An 18,754-nucleotide genomic window follows, 5' to 3' on the forward strand; every position below is an offset into this window, starting at 1 on the left:
GTAGGTATTTTAGAAAGAATAAGTGGATATTTACGTTACAATTAGCGCTTTATAAGCACGAATAGGAAGCCCCTCATCTGTTAGTATTTTCTTCAACGCCATCGGATACAGCACATGCTCCTGTTCAAGCACACGTGCTGCCAGTTCATCCACAGTATCGTCACTTAGAACAGGAACCGCAGCCTGTCCGATGATCGGTCCTTCGTCCATTCCCGCCGTGACATGATGGACTGTGCAGCCATGAATCCGGACGCCAGCTTCAAGAGCACGTTCATGTGTATGCGTGCCCGGAAACAGGGGAAGGAGACTGGGGTGGATATTTATCATCCGCCCTTTCCAGGCATCTGTCAGAAAAGGGGTCAGCAGTCGCATGTACCCAGCCAGACAAACGAATTCCACACCGGCTTCTTTCAGCCGAGCATCAATCGCACGCTCATGGGCCTCTCGGTCTTTTCCGAAAAGCCGGTGAGGGATGGCTTCAGCCCGTAATCCCGCTTCTCGTGCATATTCCAGTCCGGCCGCATCTTCCTTGTTACTCAGAACGAGCGCCACGGAAGCAGGAAAATCAGGCTGAGCGCAGGCTTCAATCAGTGAGCGCATATTGCTTCCGCGCCCACTGATGAGAATGGCGATAGGGGTCTTGTGGACGGTCACAGAAAGCGATCCTCAGGCGTGTGCGAAATCCGGAGAGACGGGCATTTCCAGAGCAGGCGCGGTGTTCACTTCAGCCGCTTCGATCTGACCAAGAACCACAGGGCTTTCGCCCATTTGGCTCAGGCGCGCCATCACAAGGTCGGGCTTGGAGGTTATCAGAACCATGCCGATGCCGCAGTTGAACACACGCAGCATTTCTTCCGTCGCCACTCCACCTGCCTTGGCGAGCCAGCCGAACACCGGTGCCGGAATCCACGGTCCATCAATCACGGCTTTTGTGCCGTTGGGAAGCACGCGGGGCAGGTTGCCCGGTAAACCGCCACCCGTGATGTGAGCGGCACCGCTCAGCAGACCCTCGCGATGCAGCGCGAGAACCTGCGAGACATACAGGCGCGTTGGGGTCATCAGGGCTTCGCCAATGGTCTTGCCCGGTTCAAAAGGAGCCGCGTCGCTCAGTTTGAGTCCAGCTTTGTCCAGAATGCGGCGCACCAGAGAAAAGCCGTTCGAGTGAACGCCGCTGGACACAAGCCCGATCAGCGCATCGCCCGGACGGATAGCTCCCGGCAGAAGCTTGCCTCGTTCCGCAGCGCCCACGGAAAAACCGGCGAGATCGTAGTGTCCGGGCGCGTACATGCCCGGCATTTCCGCCGTTTCGCCGCCCACCAAGGCACAGCCGGAAAGACGGCATCCCTCGGCAATGCCGCGCACGACTTTGGAAGCGTCTTCAACGGCCAGCTTGCCTGTCGCGAAATAGTCGAGAAAGAAAAGAGGCTCTGCGCCTTGGACAACCAGATCGTTGACGCACATGGCGACGAGGTCGATCCCCACTGTGTCATGCAGGCCGCTATCGATGGCGAGGTTCAGCTTGGTGCCCACACCGTCGGTGCAGGAAACCAGCACAGGATCGGTGAATCCTGCTGCCTTCAGGTCAAACAGTGCGCCAAATCCGCCCAGACCACCCATCACGCCTGAGCGCGTCGTTGCCTTTGCCGCAGGCTTGATTGCTTCGACCAGAGCATCGCCAGCTTCGATGTCCACGCCAGCCTCACGATAGGTGAGGCCCTGTGAGGAATTATCGGGGGAGGCTGCGTTCATGGCTTCGGCTCGTCTTTTGCGCTAACAGGTTCGTGGCATCCTATTACGGCAGGCGGGGCGGCGCGCATAGCGGGTATGGAACAGGTTTATGATCCGAAACGCTGTGAAGGTGATGGCGCACCCGACGAAGCGCGGCAGATTCCTCTTCCGTTCACGTATGAGCGCCGGTTTGACGCGACCGGTTTCGTGTCCGCCCCATCGAATGCAGCCGCACGGGCATGGCTTTTCGCCCATGATGCACGGAAAAGCTGGTCGGATGGAAGACTCGTTGTGTGGGGCGCGGCAGGCCGGGGGAAAACGCATCTGCTGCACCGCTGGGCGCTGCACGAGCAGGCTCTGATCGTCCATGCGGGGCAACGTCTGCCTGATATCGCGCATCTGGCGGAACTTGCGCCACGGGCGATCGCCCTCGACGCTTTGCCAGCCACTCACGATGAAGTGGCTCTCCTACAGATCATCAACTGGTCCAAAGAGCATGACACGCCCCTGCTGATGGTCTCGCGTTCACCGCCGGGACGATGGCCCGTTACTCTGCCGGATCTCGGAAGCAGACTTAAAGCGACGATGGCCGTGGAAGTAGGTGCGGCTGAGGATATTCTTCTGCATCGTCTCATGCTGCGCTTGCTGGCGGAGCGGCAACTCATCGTGTCGCGTCAGCTTGTGGACTGGCTGCTTCAGCGTCTCCCACGCGAGGCCTGTGCGGTGGAAGAGGCAGTAAGCCGCATCGACGCCATGACGCTGGCAAGTGGTCAGCCTTTCGACCGGAATGCAGCCAATCTTCTGCTGGCACAGCTTGAAGCTGCCAAATCGGTTGAATGAAAGCGCGCTCGGCGGGGTAACAAGCGCTTATCAATGATTGTGTGCGCAAATTGTCATATGACAATGAAGCAAGCCGCACGTACGATACCGACACGGTTTTAAATTCATGAACAGATGGCTGCATCACAGCTACACGGGAGATTCGATTGTCTGAGCAGGACGAAAACAAGACGCGCCCAGTCGGTCGTCGCGTGAAAGGCACGCGGACAACAGCCTCATCAACCACAAGCCGAACACGCCGGAAGCCCGCGCCCTCGAAGGCAGTGGCAGCGCCTGCGCGAAGCCGGACCCGCACGAGAAAAAATGTTCCGGCACCTCCAGCGATCACTGCGACCTCGCCCGACCGATTCATCAATCGGGAACTTTCGTGGCTCGCATTCAATCAGCGTGTGGTCGAGGAAGCGGATAATCCCCGTAATCCGCTTCTGGAGCGTCTGCGTTTTCTCTCCATCAGCGCCAGCAATCTCGACGAGTTCTATTCTGTTCGTGTGGCCGGTCTTGTCGGGCAGGTGCGGGAAGGGCTGGTTTCCCTCTCCCCGGACGGATTGACGCCCGCGCTCCAGCTTGCCGCGGTAAGAGAGCGTTGCGTGCAGCTGTTCCGTGAGCAGCAGCGCATCTGGACTCATCTGCGTGGTCTGCTTGCCGAAGCAGGCGTGGTCCTGTGTGGACTGGATCAGCTCGACGATGAAGATCGCATCTGGCTGTCCGACTACTTCATGGACCGGGTTTTTCCCGTTCTGACGCCATTGGCCGTCGATCCGGCTCATCCTCTTCCCTTCATCCCGAACATGGGGCTGGCGCTCGGCCTGCGGCTGATGTCGGAAGAGACAGGCCTGTTCGTGATGAATGGACTGATCCTGCTGCCCGCACAGGTAGACCGCTTCATTCGTCTGCCGTCCCCCCCCGGTAAGCCGCCGACCGTCCGATTCGTGCTGCTTGAGCACCTCATCACGCTTTGCATCGACCGCCTCTATCCCGGCCTGCTGGTTGCCGAGAGCGGGATGGTCCGCGTGATTCGCGACACGGACGTCGAGTTTGAGGATGAGGCGGAAGATCTTGTTCGTTCGTACGAAACCGCTCTGAAGCGTCGTCGGCGTGGCGTGGTCATCCATGTGGACATGGAAGAGCGGGTCCCCCGTGAACTCGCCGAAGCAATCGTGGATGAACTGGACCTGCCTCCCGAGGAAGTCTCCGTGCATTCCGGCATGATCGGCGTGGTCGATCTCAAGCAGATGATCGTGGACGACCGCCCTGATCTCCTGTTCCCGCCTTACACGCCGCGCTTCCCGGAACGCATTCTGGATTATGGAGGGGACTGTTTCGCCGCGATCCGCGCGAAAGACATTCTCATCCATCATCCATTCGAAAGCTTCGATGTCGTCGTGCAGTTCCTCCGTCAGGCGGCGCTGGACCCAAACGTGATCGCCATCAAGCAAACGCTCTATCGCACGTCGCGGGATAGTCCGATCGTCAAGGCGCTGATCGAAGCGGCGGATTCGGGCAAGTCCGTCACGGCGATGGTTGAGTTGCGGGCCCGCTTCGATGAGGAGGCGAATATCCGTCTCGCCCGCGCTCTGGAGGCCGCCGGTGTTCAGGTGGTGTTCGGTTTCGCGGACCTGAAGACCCACGCCAAGCTGAGTCTCGTGGTGCGCCGCGAAGGCAATACCGTGCGTTCTTATGCGCATTTCGGTACCGGCAACTATCACCCGATCACGGCGAAAATTTACACCGACCTCTCCTTTTTCACCTGCAAGCCTGAGCTGGTGCGGGATTCCGCGCGTCTGTTCAATTACATCACCGGCTACGGCATGCCTGCGAAGATGGAAGCGATTGCTTTCTCTCCGGTCACCTGTCGCAAGACGCTGATGGAACTGGTCGATGACGAAATCGCTCATGTTCACGCAGGACGACCGGGGCAGATCTGGCTCAAGATGAACGCGTTGGTCGATCCGCAACTGATCGACAAGCTGTACGAAGCTTCCTGTGCGGGCGTGAAGATCATGGGCGTCGTGCGCGGCATCTGCTGCCTGCGTCCGGGAGAGCCGGGTCTTTCGGAGAACATCCGCATCAAGTCGATTGTCGGTCGTTTCCTTGAGCACTCGCGCATCTATGCGTTCGGCAACGGTCATCGCCTGCCATCCCGCTCGGCCAAGGTCTTCATTTCCTCGGCTGACTGGATGACGCGTAATATGGACTGGCGTGTCGAAAGTCTGGTGCCGATCACCAACCCGACAGTGCATGCGCAGGTGCTGGACCAGATCATGGTCGCGGATCTGAAGGACAATCTTCAGTCGTGGATTCTGGAGAAGTCTGGCACATGGCGCAGACTCGATCCGGGCAACAAGCCGTTCTCGGCCCATGAATGGTTCATGACGCATCCGTCATTGTCCGGACGCGGTTCGGCGGCCGCTGACATCACAGGGCGGGCTGCGCCCCCGCCACGGGACCGGCTGCTCGACGACTGACCGCGCACGAGATCGGCCTTTTGCGGACTTCCGGCAAATTTTCTATATGGAATAGAGGGTTTGCCGGAGGGTTCGATGCGAACAGAGACACATAGTTTTGGTGATGACACGCTGACTGCAACAGTGTCGGTGCAGGGAGCGGAACTCGTCTCTCTCAGGTTGCAGGATGGAACGAATCTGCTGTGGGATGCCGGTTCCGCATGGCGTCGTCATTCACCCGTGCTGTTTCCCATTGTCGGGCAGCTTCCCAACAATGAAGCGCTGATAGACGGCAAGACCTACCGTATGACGCAGCATGGTTTCGCCCGTGATAAGGCATTTCGGTGGCTGGAACGTAATCCTGATGGCTGTGTGCTGGAATTACAGCCTGATGATGAAACGCTCGCGCTCTTTCCGTTCCAGTTCCGCCTGTGGCTGAGCTATCAGATCATGAACGGCGAACTGACGGTCACGTACACGGTTCGCAACAAGGAGACGGGCAGGGAAATGCCTTTCTCTCTCGGTGCCCATCCGGCATTTCGCTGGCCCTTGCAGGCCGGTAAAAAACGCGAGGATTACCGTCTGGTGTTCGAGGAGGCGGAGCCTGAACCCATTCGTCGTCTCGAGAAGGGCCTGCTGGACCCGGCAGCGCGTCCCACGCCCGTGAAGGGACGCGAACTGGCGCTTCATGATGATCTGTTTGCTGAAGACGCCATCATTTTTGACAGGATCCGGAGCCGGTCCGTTGAATTTGGTGTTCCGGGCGGCACCAAACTCCACTTTGCGTGGCATGGCTTTCCGCAACTGGGTGTCTGGACCAAGCCGGGCGCGCATTTCCTGTGCATCGAACCCTGGCAGGGTTATGCGACACCGCATGGTTTCTCAGGTGAATTTCGCACCAAACCGGGTGTTGTGCTGCTCCAACCGGACCAGGAATGGACGGCGCATTGGTCCGTGAAAGCTGTAGCTGCTTGAAAGCCGGAAAGAACAGGAAGAAGTCTCCCCAACCCAAAAGACGTTTTCGCTGGGGGCGTCTGTTCGCTGGTGTGCTTCTCGTTTCGGGCATGAGTGCTGGAGCACTGGCGGGGGCAGGGTGGTGGCGTTACACGATGCCTGGCCCGCTCACGACTTCGACGGCGCTTGTCATTCCTCATGGGGGATACGCCAGCACCATTACGGCATTACAGCGTGGACAGGCTCTTGAGGCCAATCCTTTTGACATGTTTGTTTTCCGCGCAGCGATAGCGCTTACCCGTCAGGAAGGGCAGATTCATGCGGCGGAACTTCTGTTCCCCGCTCATGCCTCCATGCGGGATCTGCTGAACGTTCTACGGCACGGCAAGCCTGTCCTGCATCAGCTCACTATTCCGGAAGGACTGACCGCCCGCCAGATTACGACTTTGCTTGATGCTGCTCCATTTCTGAAAGGAGCAACTCCCCAGCTTGCAGAAGGCGAGGCTTTTCCGGAGACATATAGCTACACCCGGGACACGGATCGGACGGTCATTGTGGCGCGTATGAAACTGGCCATGAAGCGCGAAGTGGATGCTGTCTGGGAAAAGCGCGATCCTGCGCTCCCGCTCAAAAATCCTGCTGAACTGGTAACGCTGGCTTCGATTGTCGAGAAGGAAACGGGACTGCCGGACGAGCGTCCCCACATTGCGCAGGTGTTTCTCAATCGTCTGAAAGCAGGGATCAGGCTTCAGTCCGACCCGACGACGATCTATGCTCTCAATGATGGCGCAGGACCTTTGGGACGGCCACTCGTCCGCAGTGACCTTGCCGTACAAAATCCTTACAACACTTATGTCGTCACAGGCCTGCCGCCGGGACCGATCTGTTCCCCAGGGATGGCGTCGTTACAGGCCGTTGCTCACCCGCTGGCAGGCAATGATCTGTATTTCGTGGCGACCGGCAATGGCGGCCATAATTTTGCGGCGTCTCTGGATGAGCATAATCGTAATGTCGCCGCTTTCCGGAAAGGGCGCGACAACAGCGCGCCCTCAGACGAAAAAGTTCAGTAACCCTTCGACTTCGCAGCGGACAGGGACTGCGACTTTACCGGTGCGAGCGACTGGCTCTGGATGCCGCTGCCACTGCTGACAACAGGAGCACTGTTATAGGGCGTCAGTTCGGCTTCGCCGGTTCCACTGGTGCCGCTTGTTGTCGTGCTGGACGACGCGCTGCTTCCAACTGTCGAGTTGGCGGTCGAAGCGGCTGCGGCAGCGGTGCTGTAGCGGGTCAGGATAGCGCGGAGCGGGTCGGCTCCGGCATTGTTCACCCGCATGGAAATGACAATCTCGGTCGGTCCGACGATCTGGTTGTAATAGGCGCGGTTGGCGTCGCTATCCACGGTCAACTTCGAGCCGCCCAGAGAAGCGCCGGCAAACAGGCCTTCGGATTTCTGGATAGCCATGATGTCGGTGTTTGTGCGTCCAGCAGTGCCGCTTTCAATGCCACTGCCCATGGTGGCGAAAGACGCGGCCGCATTGGCACCGAACTGGAACTGACTGTCGAGAAGCGCCTGTAGCCCGCGATCCGTCATGACGAAGAAGATGACTTCCGATGACTGCACGCCAAACTGGAAACCGATGGAACCAGTGCTCAGACGATAGAAGGCGGGATCAGACCATGAACCACGGGCATCGCGCGACATGAGCAGGCAGCCACCGTTGGACCCGCCAATACCGATCGACATGCGGAAAACGGACGGACACACCATGACCGCGCGGGACTGGGCGAGATAGCGATAAACGCGATCGGTCGTCTTGGCGCCGGTATAGACGTCCTGAACTGCCAGTGTCGCCTTGTCGACGAGAGCCTGCTGACTGTCATTGGCGGCATGTCCGGCGGGTGAAAATCCGATAGCCCCCAGAACGGCGGCGGAAGAAAGAAACAACCGTGTCAGGCGGCGCACTCGCATGCGAGTCTCCTGTCGTAAAGGCGGGAAGGGCAGAATTGCCCCAATGTATGGCTCAAGCATGGCGAACCTCCTACCGGTATGCAATTCGTCGTGGTAGCCCTGTGAATTATTGCAACGGCAGCGGTACCCCGTTGACCGTCAGAACGCCGCCCTGCCACGTGGTATCCCACGTATTCGCGTTGCCGTTCTTGTGACTCACCAGTCGCGCCATGATGAGGGCCGCCGCCACTTTCATCTGGGAATCCTGACGGGCCTTGTCGATGAGCGTGCTGATGTCAGTGATTTCCAGATGGCCGCTGGCTGAGGCGCTGTCATGTTCGCCGGTCAGCGTGGCCCGGCCATTGCCGGAAAGCGTGACCGTGTCACGATGCGCGGTCAGAGAGCGGATCGTCACATGCACGGCAGGGAGGGAAGCCACTTTGCCGGCGGTCGCTGCCATGAGATTCGCCAGTTCGCTTGCGGGCAGAGAAAAACTGGCCTGTGCCGACGAGGGCATCAAGGAAGGCGCGGCAATGCCACTGGTCGTCACACCGCTAAACACGAGAGAAGCAGCTGCATTTGCCCCATCCTTGCTGATGCTCAGCTTTGCGCTGTCAAACGAAACACGTGTGGTCGCGTGACGGGTCGAAACACCATTCCACGAGACTCCAAGGGTATGGCCTGTGGTGATCTGTGATTGAGCCCCATCCCCCTGATCTTCCAGCCACTTTGAACAGGCCGCGTTATGGTGGCCGGTGAGGGCTGCGAGTAAGAGGACAGAGGATGCGTCGGCAAGATCGGTTGCAGAATCGCCTCCCCCCGTCACTGTCTGGTGTGTTGCAGTCAGTGTCCCGGCATTTCCGGGAAACGTCACGACGATGTTATCGAGAGAGCCGCTCCCGTTCCCGCCATGCCGGATCGTGGCGCAGGTCGCCGGAACTGACGCTGCGTGCAGGCTGGTGGCCGTGCAGAGTGTCAGGCACAGAGCGAAAAGGCCCACTTTCAGAGGTTTCTGCTGAGAAAGGCGGACGGGGAGGTGAATGGATATGTGTTTCATCTGATCGTAAAAGTGGCTCAACTGTTCGTCACGCGCAATGCGTGCCGGACATCCTATACAACAGCCGGGATGCCGGATCCCGTTTTCGCATCAGGTAGTGTCGTCCATGCCGTTCAAGCTTGATCCTTTTCTTCTCAGTCTGCTGGCGACACTGGGGATTGCGACAGTCGCTCCCTGTCAGGGCGCGGCGGTTCCCATTTTCAAGAATCTGGCGATTCTGCTGATCGCCCTGATGTTCTTCCTCCAGGGTGCCCGCCTTTCACGCGCGGCCGTCATTAGCGGCCTGACGGCATGGCGCCTGCATCTGACGATTCTGGCCTGCACGTTCGTGCTATTTCCGCTGCTCGGACTGGCGATGCACGCGCTGATGCCGGCGCTGCTTCTGCCGGATGTCTGGACCGGCATTCTCTTTCTCTGCTGCCTGCCTTCGACCGTGCAGTCGTCCATTGCCTTCACGTCGATTGGACGTGGCAACGTGCCAGCAGCAGTCTGTTCCGCGACGGCTTCCAACATTCTGGGGATATTCATTACGCCGTTGCTCGTGGGACTGGTGCTCGCGAAGCAGGGCGCTCAGTCCGGCGGTGCGCTGAACATCGTGGTGCAGTTGCTGCTGCCCTTTATCGCTGGACAGATATTGCAGCCGTGGATCGGTGGCTGGGCGAAACGGCACAAGAAACTGCTTTCCTTTTCCGACCGTGGCTCAATTCTGGTGGTGGTTTATACCGCGTTTAGCGAAGCCATCGTGCAGGGACTGTGGCATCGCCTGCCGCTCTCCCAGATCGGGACCATTGCTGTCGTGGACAGTGTGCTTCTGGCGCTGGTGCTGCTGATCACATCGCTCGGCAGTCGCGCTCTTGGTTATTCACGTGAAGACGAGGTCGCCATCGTCTTCTGCGGCTCCAAGAAAACACTGGCTTCCGGCGTGCCTATGGCGAATGTGCTGTTCCCGACGGCCAGTGTTGGTCTCGTGGTTCTGCCGCTCATGCTCTACCACCAGATCCAGCTTTTCGTGTGTGCCATTCTGGCCCAGCGTTTCGCCCGGGAAGCGGAGACTGCTCAGGAGGGACGGACAGACGAAAAGAAAGTGGCGGGGTGAGAGCCGCCCTGCTGGGGTGAACGAGTGACAGACAGAGCCGCATCCAGAAGTCTGTTCAGCGTTGGAGCTTCGTGAACGCCAGTCAGGGCAAACCCTTCAATGATCAGCGAAGGGACGCCATGAATGCCCGCCTTCTGGGCGTTGATCTGTCCGGAGACCACAGTGCCCGCCAGCGTTTCCGTGGAAAGAAAGTGTGTCACGAGTTCCCTGTCAAATCCGTGACGCTCGGCGATATCAGCCAGTGTGGCTGTGTCGCCAATATCTTCGCCTTCACGAAAATAGGCTTCGAAAAGTCCCATCACGAGTTTTGTGCAATCCCCTCGTGATGCGGCCCATTCCACGAGACGATGCGCCCGCAGGGTGCTTGGCACCCGGTGTATCCGGTCAATCCGGATGAAGCTGTCGCATTGTCTGGCGAGAGATTCGATCAAAAGCAGAAGCCGTTCGCCACGTTCATCGCAACCGTGGAGGGCGCGTAAATAGGCCCGTAGTTCCATGCCCTCCGAGGAAAAATCCGGGTTGAGCAGGAAAGGGCGCCATTTATAGACAATATCGACATCTTGACGTTCGTCGAACACGTTGAGCATGCGGTTAACGCCAATGCAGCACCACGGACAGACGAAATCGAAGACGATTTCGACTGAGATCCGGTGATGAGAGGGCGCTACCACGTTCATTGCGTGGCACTGTAGAGAAAGAGCAGGCAAATAGCCCGTTCTGATTCCCTGCGAAGTACAAAATGTTACCGCCCGTTGCGTTCGATAAAGACGGTCAGTGCTGGGACTGTCCCTGTGTCTGCGTGTTGGTCGACACGAACACTTCTGTGCCATCGGAAGGCGCGAACCCGTTCGGCACCGGTTCTTCCGGCCAGAATGTTTCCGCAATATCCTGCTGGACCAGTCGCAGTTCGCACTGCATCCAGTCGTTAAACTCGTGCAGACCCCGCAGAATGATCTGCGTTGATGTCTGGCCCTCGAGAACACTGAGCAGATGCTCGACGCGTTCCAGAATCTTCGACGCTCCGCGTAGACGATAGTCACGGCGAAGTTGCGTCAGGCCACCGTGGAGCATGCGCAGGTTTGTCGCCAGAGAGCGGGGAAAGGCTGCGCTGTTGAGGAGAAAGCCTATAACACTCGACGGCCGGATGTCCCCCGCCATCACCCGGCGATAGGCATGATATCCAGCAGCGGAACGGAGGAGAGCCGACCATTGGCTGATATCGACTTCCGAACCGACACCGGCCTCTGACGGCAGAAGTGTATGATATTTGATGTCGATCAAGCGGGTGATCTGATCGGCGCGCTCCAGATAACGCCCGATATTGTAGAACACCGAAGTCTGATCCCGGTAAAGCGTGCCTTCCGTGATGCCGGTATGGGTCTGGCAGGCTTCCTTGATACGGGAACAAAGGGTTGAAAGTTCGTTCGGTCGAATGTCAGCGGCCCGCAGCTCACGGATGGATTTCGTAAAGACATTCAGTTGCGCCCACATTTCCACGGAAATGATGGGACGCAGGGCCCGGGCATTTTCCCGGATGGCATGTGCCAGAGCCATGATCGACGTAGGATTTTCCGCGTCGAGCACATAAAACGAGATTACGCCCTGAGCCGTTACCTTGGCATGCGTTTCGAAAAAACGCTCTTCGTCCGCGTTGATCTGGATGATGCCCTGCCAGCCATCCGTTGCACCGGAGCGAACGAATGTCTCGGTGATGTCGATGATGCGCGCGAGATTTTCGACGCGCTCGACATAGCGGGCCAGCCACATGGCGGATTCCGCGTAGCGGGAAAGAAGTGGCTGGGGCGGAAGGGTTGCTACAGGATCAACAGTCATCGTCATGATGCAAGCACCCACGTATCCTTGGAACCACCGCCTTGCGACGAGTTGACGACCAGTGATCCGCGTTTGAGGGCAACGCGGGAGAGGCCACCGGGCAGCACCCATGTGCTCTTGCCTGTCACGGCAAACGGACGAAGATCGACATGGCGTGGTTCAAGACCGGTTTCGCAGAGGGTCGGGCTGACTGAAAGCTGAACGACTGGCTGACTGATATAATTGGCGGGATCGGCCAGCAGTTTGAGTCGGAACTCCTCCAGTTCCACCTTTGTCGCGTGTGGACCGATCAGCAGGCCGTAACCACCAGACTCACCGACGGGTTTGACGACAAGCTTGTCGAGATTATCCAAAGTATAGGCGAGACCATCCGGTTCAGCGCAGATGTTGGTCATCACATTGGAAAGAATGGGTTTTTCCGAAAGATAATATTCGATGATCCGGGGCATATAGGCATAGACGGCCTTGTCATCCGCAACGCCGGTTCCGATCGCATTGGCGATAGTGACATTCCCCTTGCGGTAAGCCCGGATCAGTCCGGGCACACCGAGCATGCTGGTGGGGTTGAAAGCTTCAGGATCAAGGAAATCGTCATTCAGACGACGGTATATCGAGTGAACTGGCCGCAGACCGGTTGTCGTGCGCATGTAGACACGGTCGTTCTCGACGACGAGATCACGTCCTTCCACCAGTGGCACGCCCATCTCGCGAGCGAGGAACACGTGCTCGAAATAGGCCGAATTGTAAATCCCGGGCGAAAGAAGCACGACCTGCGGGTTATCGACACCTGCGGGCGCAACGTCGGCCAGCGCGCCGTAAAGCTGCATGCCGTATTCGTCCACCGGCATCAGGTCTATCCCGGCGGCGATATCCGGCAGAACGCGCAATGTGGCATGGCGGTTTTCAATGACATAAGACACGCCTGACGGTGTTCGCCCGTTGTCTTCCAGAACGAGAAAACGCCCTTTTTCGTCGCGTACCAGATCGGTGCCATCGACGTGGATGTAAGTGCCTCCGGGCACATCCAGCCCGATCATCGCCTCACAGTAATTGGCGTTTCCGAGAACGAGTTCACTCGGGATGATGCCGTCCTTCAGGACTTTTCTGTCGTGGTAAATGTCCCACAGAAACATGTTGAGGGCGGTGACGCGCTGCTTGACGCCTGCTTCAATATGCCGCCATTCGGCCTGTGTGAGAACGCGGGGAATGAGATCGAATGGCAGAATGCGGTCAATGACATCGCGCTCGGAATAAACGGTGAAGGTTATCCCGAGATTATAGAGTTCCTGTTCAGCCTGAGTCGCCCGGTCGCGCAGATCATTGAGGGGCAGGGCATTCAGTCTCTCCCTGATCAGTTCCACCTGCGGATCGGGAGGAAGGCCGGTCGCGGCGCTGTTCATCATTTCGCAAAAGAAATCTGTATTTCTGTATGCGGAAAACAGGCCTTCCGGCAATGATGGTGAGGGTGCCGGAGAGATCACTGCTGCATGTTCGGGCGTATGATCGACCATTCGTGCTCCTGACCCAGTTCTCTTCCCAAACGCGAATGGGAAGGGAGAAGTTCGTTACAGAAGAGCAAGAAAATTGGACGCCGCCAACCCCAAAAAGACGGCATTTCACGCAGGCTTGTCCACGCGGTTTAATCGCTCATTAATTTTCTTGGTCCACTGTCCGGATTTCAGACGCAAATGTTGGAAAAATCCGACTGATGGAGGTCTCGCAATGTCCGGCTTAACAAGTGTCTCTCCGGTGACGACGTATCTGACGTCTCTCACGGATGAAGAAAAAACAGCTGCGAACTACGCGAAGACCAACAGTGAAGTCACCAACTATACGTCGTCTTTCGAAAAAGATGCGGTGAACATCACGTCTGCCAGCGACCTGATGAAGAACTACAAGGCCCTGTCAGTCGTGCTTGGCGCCTACGGACTGGGCTCCATTCAGAATTCCACGGCTCTGGTGAAGGATCTTCTGACGCAGGATCCGACATCCAGCACCTCGGTTGCAGCCAAATCCGGCAATGCATCGTGGCTGGCTTTTGCAAAGGCTTTCGCATCTCTGAACCAGAGCAGTTCATCTACGTCCTCCAGTTCGCTTTTCTCAGATCAGTCGACGGTTGATTCGATCGTCACGAAATATGAGGAAAAGTCTTACGAGACATCGCTGGAAAGTTCCAAGAGCACGTCTGGCGTTGGTAACGCGCTGTATTTCACGCGCACCATGACGTCTAGCATGACGCTGAATGACATCATGTCCGATTCCACGCTGCTTAAGGTCGTGGAGACGGTAAGCGGATTTAACCCGACCCAGTTCGGCGTACTGGATTTTGATGAGCAGAAGCGTCTTCTGACAAAAACGGTCAAGCTGTCAGATTTTTCCACTCCGGAAAAAATCCAGCAATATGCCGAGCGTTATCTGACGATCCTTCAGTTCAACCCGCAGTCGGTGACAACGGCTCCGAGCTTACTTTCTCTGTATGGTGCCGACGGATCTGATGGTTCAGTGCTGAGCCTGTTTGGTGTTAGCTCGGATAGCACATCGCTCATCACTTCGTTGTTTACCTGAGACCGTAAAGCGGCTTGATTGCCCATTCATAGCGAGAAAATCCTCGAATGCGGCAATCACCTCAGTGGGGTTTTCTTCCGGCAGGAAATGCTCGGCATTGATGGAGTGTCCCGTCACTGAACCGGTTACTGCCTGTCTCCACAGATTCAGAGGATCATACCAGCCACCAATACGACCGCCTTTCCCCCACAGAACATGAAGGGGGCAAATGATGGGTCGTAGGGAAACTTTCGCAGGAGCAGCGACTGATCCCTTCCATAAGGATGTGGTCGTATAATCCAAGATGGCTTCGGGTGAGAAAATATCTCTGCTGCGAGATGATGACGCCAACCATGCTGCGGACTGCTCAAACAGGCTCGCTTCTGATTTGGGGTGGAGTTGTCCAAACCAGCAGCTTGCATAATGCGCAAGAGAATATGCCATATCATCACGCCCCTGATGATCCATGAAGGGCAGGGCTTCAAGAAGCACCAGCCCCTTGATCCGTTCTGGGCTGTCTAGTGCCATCTGACAGGCAATAAAGGCACCGTAATCGTGGCCGGCGACAATCAGTTCATCGTGGCCCTGTTGGGACGCCAACATCAGCAAATCACGGCTCTGCTGTGCAATGGGGCGGTCCGGATGCAGATCAGGGCAAAGAACCGTATGAGAGGCCGTGAGTGATGGGGCGACTTTATGCCACATCACATGGGTCTGGGGACGCCCATGCAGCAGCATGATTGCCGGGCCGCTTCCCCCTCGCCGAAGACGGTAGGAAACGCCATTCACGTTATCGCGCGAAAGCGTGAAACTCCGGAACAACATGGACACACGTCTCTCAGATCACTATCGCAGTCATTCGCTTGATAGCTGCATCGTTTCAGGGAAGACAGTTTCTTCGCTGATCATGCAGAAATTATATGACGTTTTCTGAACAGGAAAGTTCATCATGGCCGAAGAAAAATTCACGTCTCTCGACCCGCTGGGCGAGGAATGGGAATCCTTTCGTGCTGAGGGACACCAGATGCTGGATATGATGGTGGATAACCTCATGTCGCTCAGAAAACAGCCGGTATGGCAGCCAGTTCCATCCTCCGTCCGAGAAGGCTTCCGTTCAGCACACGTTCCGGAAAGCTCCGGAACACTCTCGGATTTTACAGATAAATTTCAGGAAAATGTGCTGCCCTATAGCGTTGGTAACCGGCATCCTGGCTTCATGGGATGGGTGCATGGCGGCGGCACTCCTGTGGGAATGCTTGCGGAAATGCTGGCGGCAGGCCTCAACGCCAATCTCGGCGGACGCGATCATGCGCCCGTCGAAGTGGAGCGGATGGTCATCCGATGGGCCGCTACCCTGATGGGATTTCCTCAGAATGCCTCCGGCGTTCTGGTGACTGGCTCATCCATGGCCAACTTCATAGCGGTCATTGTTGCCAGCCGGGCCACGCAGGATGGTCTCGAACTCCGCTTGAACGGCGTCAAAGGACGTAAACTTGTCGGTTATGCGGCTCAAAGCGCACATGGTTGTGTTAGCAGGGCTTTCGATCTCGCCGGGTTAGGCTCCAACGCGTTGCGCCTTGTGCCTCTGATGCAAGATTTTCGCATGGATACAGCAGCTTTACGCCAGATGATCGAGGCAGACCGAAAAGCCGGGCTGGAGCCATTTCTGGTTGTGGGGACGGCAGGGACTGTCGATGTGGGAGCAATTGACCCGCTGGACGAAATCGCCGCCATCGCACGCACGGAAAAGCTCTGGTTCCATGTCGATGGCGCGTTTGGTGCTCTCGCAACGCTTTCATCTCGTTTGCGTCCCAAGCTCACGGGGCTTGAACAGGCAGACAGTCTGGCCTTCGATTTCCACAAATGGGCGCAGGTGCCTTACGACGCCGGGTGCGTCATCGTGCGTGACGCAGCAAAACATGCGGCTGCCTTTGCGCAGACCTTGTCGTACCTTTCGCGAGAAGATCGCGGTCTGGCAGCAGGTGCGCCGTGGTTCTGCGATCTTGGTCCTGATCTTTCCCGCGGTTTCCGTGCTTTGAAAGTCTGGGCGACACTGTCCGTCTATGGCACGCGCAAACTTGGGCAGATGGTGGACCATTGCTGCGCTGTCGCCAATCACCTCGCGCAACGGGTGGAACGGGAACCTGAACTGGAACTGCTGGCCCCCCTCACGCTCGATATCGTCTGTTTCAGATTCAAGGCATCCGGATTTGAAGGGCAGGGACTGGACAGTCTGAATGCGGAAACGGTCAAGGATGTGCAGGAGTCAGGCATTGCGGCACCCTCGACCACCCGGATTGACGGAAAGCTTTGCATCCGGGCCGCCATCGTCAACCATCGCACGACGACTGACGATGTGGACCGGATGGTACAGGCCGTTCTTGATCTCGGACGGAAAAGAGCCTCACGCGGCGCGTGAGGGACGCCTTCCATCTTCGTCAAACAGCTCCGACAGCTTTTTCATCATAGTGCCGCCGAGTTCTTCCGCGTCGGTGATGGTGACCGCGCGGCGATAATAGCGGGTCACATCATGCCCGATGCCGATGGCGATCAGTTCGATCCCGCTGCGGTTTTCCAGACTGGCGATCACTTCCCGCAGATGATCTTCCAGATAGGAGCTTGGGTTCGCCGACAGCGTGCTGTCATCCACCGGTGCGCCGTCCGAGATCACCATGAGGATTTTCCGCTGCTCGGAACGCGACTTCAGCCGACGCGCTGCCCAGAGCAGTGCTTCCCCATCGATGTTCTCCTTGAGCAACCCCTCACGCAGCATGAGCCCCAGATTGCGGCGCGCGCGGCGCAACGGCGTATCAGCAGCCTTATAGATGATGTGCCGCAGATCATTGAGACGACCGGGGTTTTTCGGCTTGCCGTCCGAAGTCCATTTCTCGCGACTCTGTCCGCCCTTCCATGCCCGGGTCGTGAAGCCGAGGATTTCGACCTTCACGCCGCAGCGCTCAAGAGTGCGAGCGAGGATGTCGCCACACATGGCCGCCACGGAAATGGGACGGCCTCGCATTGAACCGGAATTGTCGATCAGCAGCGTAACGACGGTATCACGAAATTCCGTCTCGCTTTCCTGCTTGTAGGAAAGGGATAAGGTCGGGTTGACGATGATGCGGGAAAGGCGTCCCGCATCAAGGATTCCTTCTTCGAGATCGAAGTTCCATGCGCGTGTCTGCTGGGCCAGAAGCTTGCGTTGCAGGCGGTTCGCCAGCCGTGAGATGACGCCCGTGAGGGTCGCCAGTTGCTGGTCGAGTTGCTGCCGTAGGCGGGTCAGCTCGTCTTCATCGCACAGATCCTCGGCGGTGACTTCCTCGTCGAACTGCGTCGTATAGGCGTGATAGCCTGCGGCCGTGTCACCCGGTGTTGTGGCGCGGCTTTCGTTGGGGCCGGACGGATCACCCGAACCTTCGCTGTCACCGGATTCCGCGTCGGTCGCGTCGTCGGGACCATCGGGTTCGCCCGTGCCTTCCATCATTTGCGGCTCGGCGGCGGCCTCTTCCTCCTCCATCTCGCTCGATGACGAGTCCTCTTCAGGTGCGGCGGGCGGTTCTTCCGCGTCGTCGCTTGAAGCGGGCGCTTCGTCCTGACCGTCTTCGTCGCTTTCCGGCATCTCGTTTTCGAGTTCGACCAGCGAACAGGCAGCCATCAGCTTCCGGGAAGCCTGGGAGTAGGCTTCCTGACTGTCCTGACTGTTCCGCAAGGCCTCAAGCGCCTGCCGGGCTTCCGGTGTAAGCGACTTTTCCCAGTCCGCCAGCAGGGGACGCACCATCTCGGGAACGGGACGTCCAATGAGCGTTTCACGGGCGAGCAGACCGAGGGCGAGGGCCGTGGGCAACTGCTCCTTGCTGGTCATGTGCGGAACGCCGGCATTGCGGAATTCCTGCTCCAGCTTGGCGTCAAGATTGGCCGCGACACCCAGCATATGACGCGACCCGACCGTCTCGATCCGGGCCTGTTCCAGCGCGTCGTAAACGGCGCGCGCCGTGCCATCATCCGGCTGATGCGCCCGGTGGAACTCCACGTCATGATAACGCAGTTTCAGAGCTTCAGCGTCCGCCGCGCCACGGATACGGGCTGTCTCCTCGTCTGTCGCATGACGGGAAGGCTGGGGGAGGCGGATCGGCCCGTCGAGATCAAGAGGGCCGGGGGGCATGTTGCCGCTGTGGAAGGTAACGGTTGTATCCGGCCGACCGCCCATGGCGCGAATGGCGCCAATCGTCGCACGCCGGAATGCCTCGGCTTTCTCGGCGGCTTCGTTTCCGGGCGCTGTCGTTTGCGGAAGACGCGGGCGCTCGGCCATGTCT

16 protein-coding genes are annotated in these 18,754 nt (G+C 58.0%); 7 read left to right on the plus strand and 9 right to left on the minus strand.

All coding sequences use genetic code 11. From position 1 onward, the window contains the following. Window positions 1–30: 30 nt before the first annotated feature. On the minus strand, window positions 31–654 hold the full coding sequence (gene purN / locus ABF824_RS08195; RefSeq protein ID WP_415487899.1) for a phosphoribosylglycinamide formyltransferase: 624 nt from the start codon (window positions 652–654) through the stop codon (window positions 31–33). Between the two features lie 12 nt (window positions 655–666). Then, a complete protein-coding gene (gene purM, locus ABF824_RS08200) occupies window positions 667–1,749 on the minus strand; it encodes a phosphoribosylformylglycinamidine cyclo-ligase (protein ID WP_415487901.1) in 1,083 nt (360 codons plus the stop codon). Between the two features lie 75 nt (window positions 1,750–1,824). Between purM and ABF824_RS08205 the strand changes: the two genes are divergently transcribed. From ABF824_RS08205 to mltG, 4 genes are all read left to right on the plus strand, one after another. Then, on the plus strand, window positions 1,825–2,568 hold the full coding sequence (locus ABF824_RS08205) for a chromosomal replication initiator DnaA (protein WP_415487903.1): 744 nt from the start codon (window positions 1,825–1,827) through the stop codon (window positions 2,566–2,568). A gap of 263 nt (window positions 2,569–2,831) precedes the next feature. After that, window positions 2,832–5,033 carry an RNA degradosome polyphosphate kinase gene (locus ABF824_RS08210; protein WP_415487953.1) on the plus strand — a complete coding sequence of 734 codons (2,202 nt, stop codon included), beginning with the start codon at window positions 2,832–2,834 and terminating at the stop codon, window positions 5,031–5,033. Window positions 5,034–5,108: 75 nt separating this feature from the next. Then, window positions 5,109–5,987, plus strand: a complete 879-nt coding sequence (locus tag ABF824_RS08215; RefSeq protein WP_415487905.1) for an aldose 1-epimerase family protein — start codon at window positions 5,109–5,111, stop codon at window positions 5,985–5,987. Continuing rightward, window positions 5,948–7,036, plus strand: coding sequence for an endolytic transglycosylase MltG (gene mltG / locus ABF824_RS08220; protein WP_415487907.1), 1,089 nt, complete (start codon window positions 5,948–5,950; stop codon window positions 7,034–7,036). The genes ABF824_RS08215 and mltG overlap by 40 nt, the downstream gene beginning before the upstream one ends. Here mltG and ABF824_RS08225 read toward each other — a convergent pair. Both ABF824_RS08225 and ABF824_RS08230 read right to left on the minus strand, forming a co-directional pair. Next, window positions 7,030–7,935, minus strand: a complete 906-nt coding sequence (locus ABF824_RS08225; protein WP_415487909.1) for a lipid-binding SYLF domain-containing protein — start codon at window positions 7,933–7,935, stop codon at window positions 7,030–7,032. The genes mltG and ABF824_RS08225 overlap by 7 nt on opposite strands. 106 nt (window positions 7,936–8,041) lie before the next feature. Then, complete coding sequence (locus ABF824_RS08230) at window positions 8,042–8,971, minus strand: hypothetical protein (protein WP_415487911.1); 930 nt, start codon at window positions 8,969–8,971, stop codon at window positions 8,042–8,044. A gap of 106 nt (window positions 8,972–9,077) precedes the next feature. Between ABF824_RS08230 and ABF824_RS08235 the strand changes: the two genes are divergently transcribed. After that, window positions 9,078–10,067 carry a bile acid:sodium symporter family protein gene (locus ABF824_RS08235; protein ID WP_415487913.1) on the plus strand — a complete coding sequence of 330 codons (990 nt, stop codon included), beginning with the start codon at window positions 9,078–9,080 and terminating at the stop codon, window positions 10,065–10,067. On the opposite strand, the gene ABF824_RS08240 is transcribed toward ABF824_RS08235, so the two are convergent. From ABF824_RS08240 to ABF824_RS08250, 3 genes are all read right to left on the minus strand, one after another. Continuing rightward, window positions 10,028–10,738, minus strand: a complete 711-nt coding sequence (locus ABF824_RS08240) for a DsbA family oxidoreductase (protein ID WP_415487915.1) — start codon at window positions 10,736–10,738, stop codon at window positions 10,028–10,030. The genes ABF824_RS08235 and ABF824_RS08240 overlap by 40 nt on opposite strands. Window positions 10,739–10,838: 100 nt before the next feature. Continuing rightward, window positions 10,839–11,906, minus strand: a complete 1,068-nt coding sequence (locus ABF824_RS08245) for an alpha-E domain-containing protein (protein ID WP_415487917.1) — start codon at window positions 11,904–11,906, stop codon at window positions 10,839–10,841. Beyond that, entirely contained in the window at window positions 11,903–13,411 is a 1,509-nt protein-coding gene (locus ABF824_RS08250; RefSeq protein WP_415487919.1) for a circularly permuted type 2 ATP-grasp protein, read from the minus strand. Before ABF824_RS08250 ends, ABF824_RS08245 begins: the two co-directional genes overlap by 4 nt. Before the next feature lie 211 nt (window positions 13,412–13,622). Between ABF824_RS08250 and ABF824_RS08255 the strand changes: the two genes are divergently transcribed. Next, window positions 13,623–14,465 carry a DUF1217 domain-containing protein gene (locus ABF824_RS08255; RefSeq protein WP_415487921.1) on the plus strand — a complete coding sequence of 281 codons (843 nt, stop codon included), beginning with the start codon at window positions 13,623–13,625 and terminating at the stop codon, window positions 14,463–14,465. Here ABF824_RS08255 and ABF824_RS08260 read toward each other — a convergent pair. Further along, window positions 14,400–15,269, minus strand: a complete 870-nt coding sequence (locus ABF824_RS08260; protein WP_415487923.1) for an alpha/beta fold hydrolase — start codon at window positions 15,267–15,269, stop codon at window positions 14,400–14,402. The two genes, ABF824_RS08255 and ABF824_RS08260, sit on opposite strands and share 66 nt — an antisense overlap. Window positions 15,270–15,393: 124 nt before the next feature. Here ABF824_RS08260 and ABF824_RS08265 point away from each other — a divergent pair, with 124 nt between their 5' ends. Then, entirely contained in the window at window positions 15,394–16,863 is a 1,470-nt protein-coding gene (locus ABF824_RS08265) for a pyridoxal phosphate-dependent decarboxylase family protein (protein ID WP_415487925.1), read from the plus strand. Here ABF824_RS08265 and cobT read toward each other — a convergent pair. Next, window positions 16,849–18,750: a cobaltochelatase subunit CobT gene (gene cobT, locus ABF824_RS08270; protein WP_415487927.1), complete on the minus strand. Its 1,902-nt coding sequence runs from the start codon at window positions 18,748–18,750 to the stop codon at window positions 16,849–16,851. The genes ABF824_RS08265 and cobT overlap by 15 nt on opposite strands. Between the last annotated feature and the right edge of the window lie 4 nt (window positions 18,751–18,754).

Origin of the sequence: Acetobacter sp., from assembly GCF_047721705.1 — a bacterium.
Classification (GTDB): Bacteria; Pseudomonadota; Alphaproteobacteria; order Acetobacterales; family Acetobacteraceae; genus Acetobacter.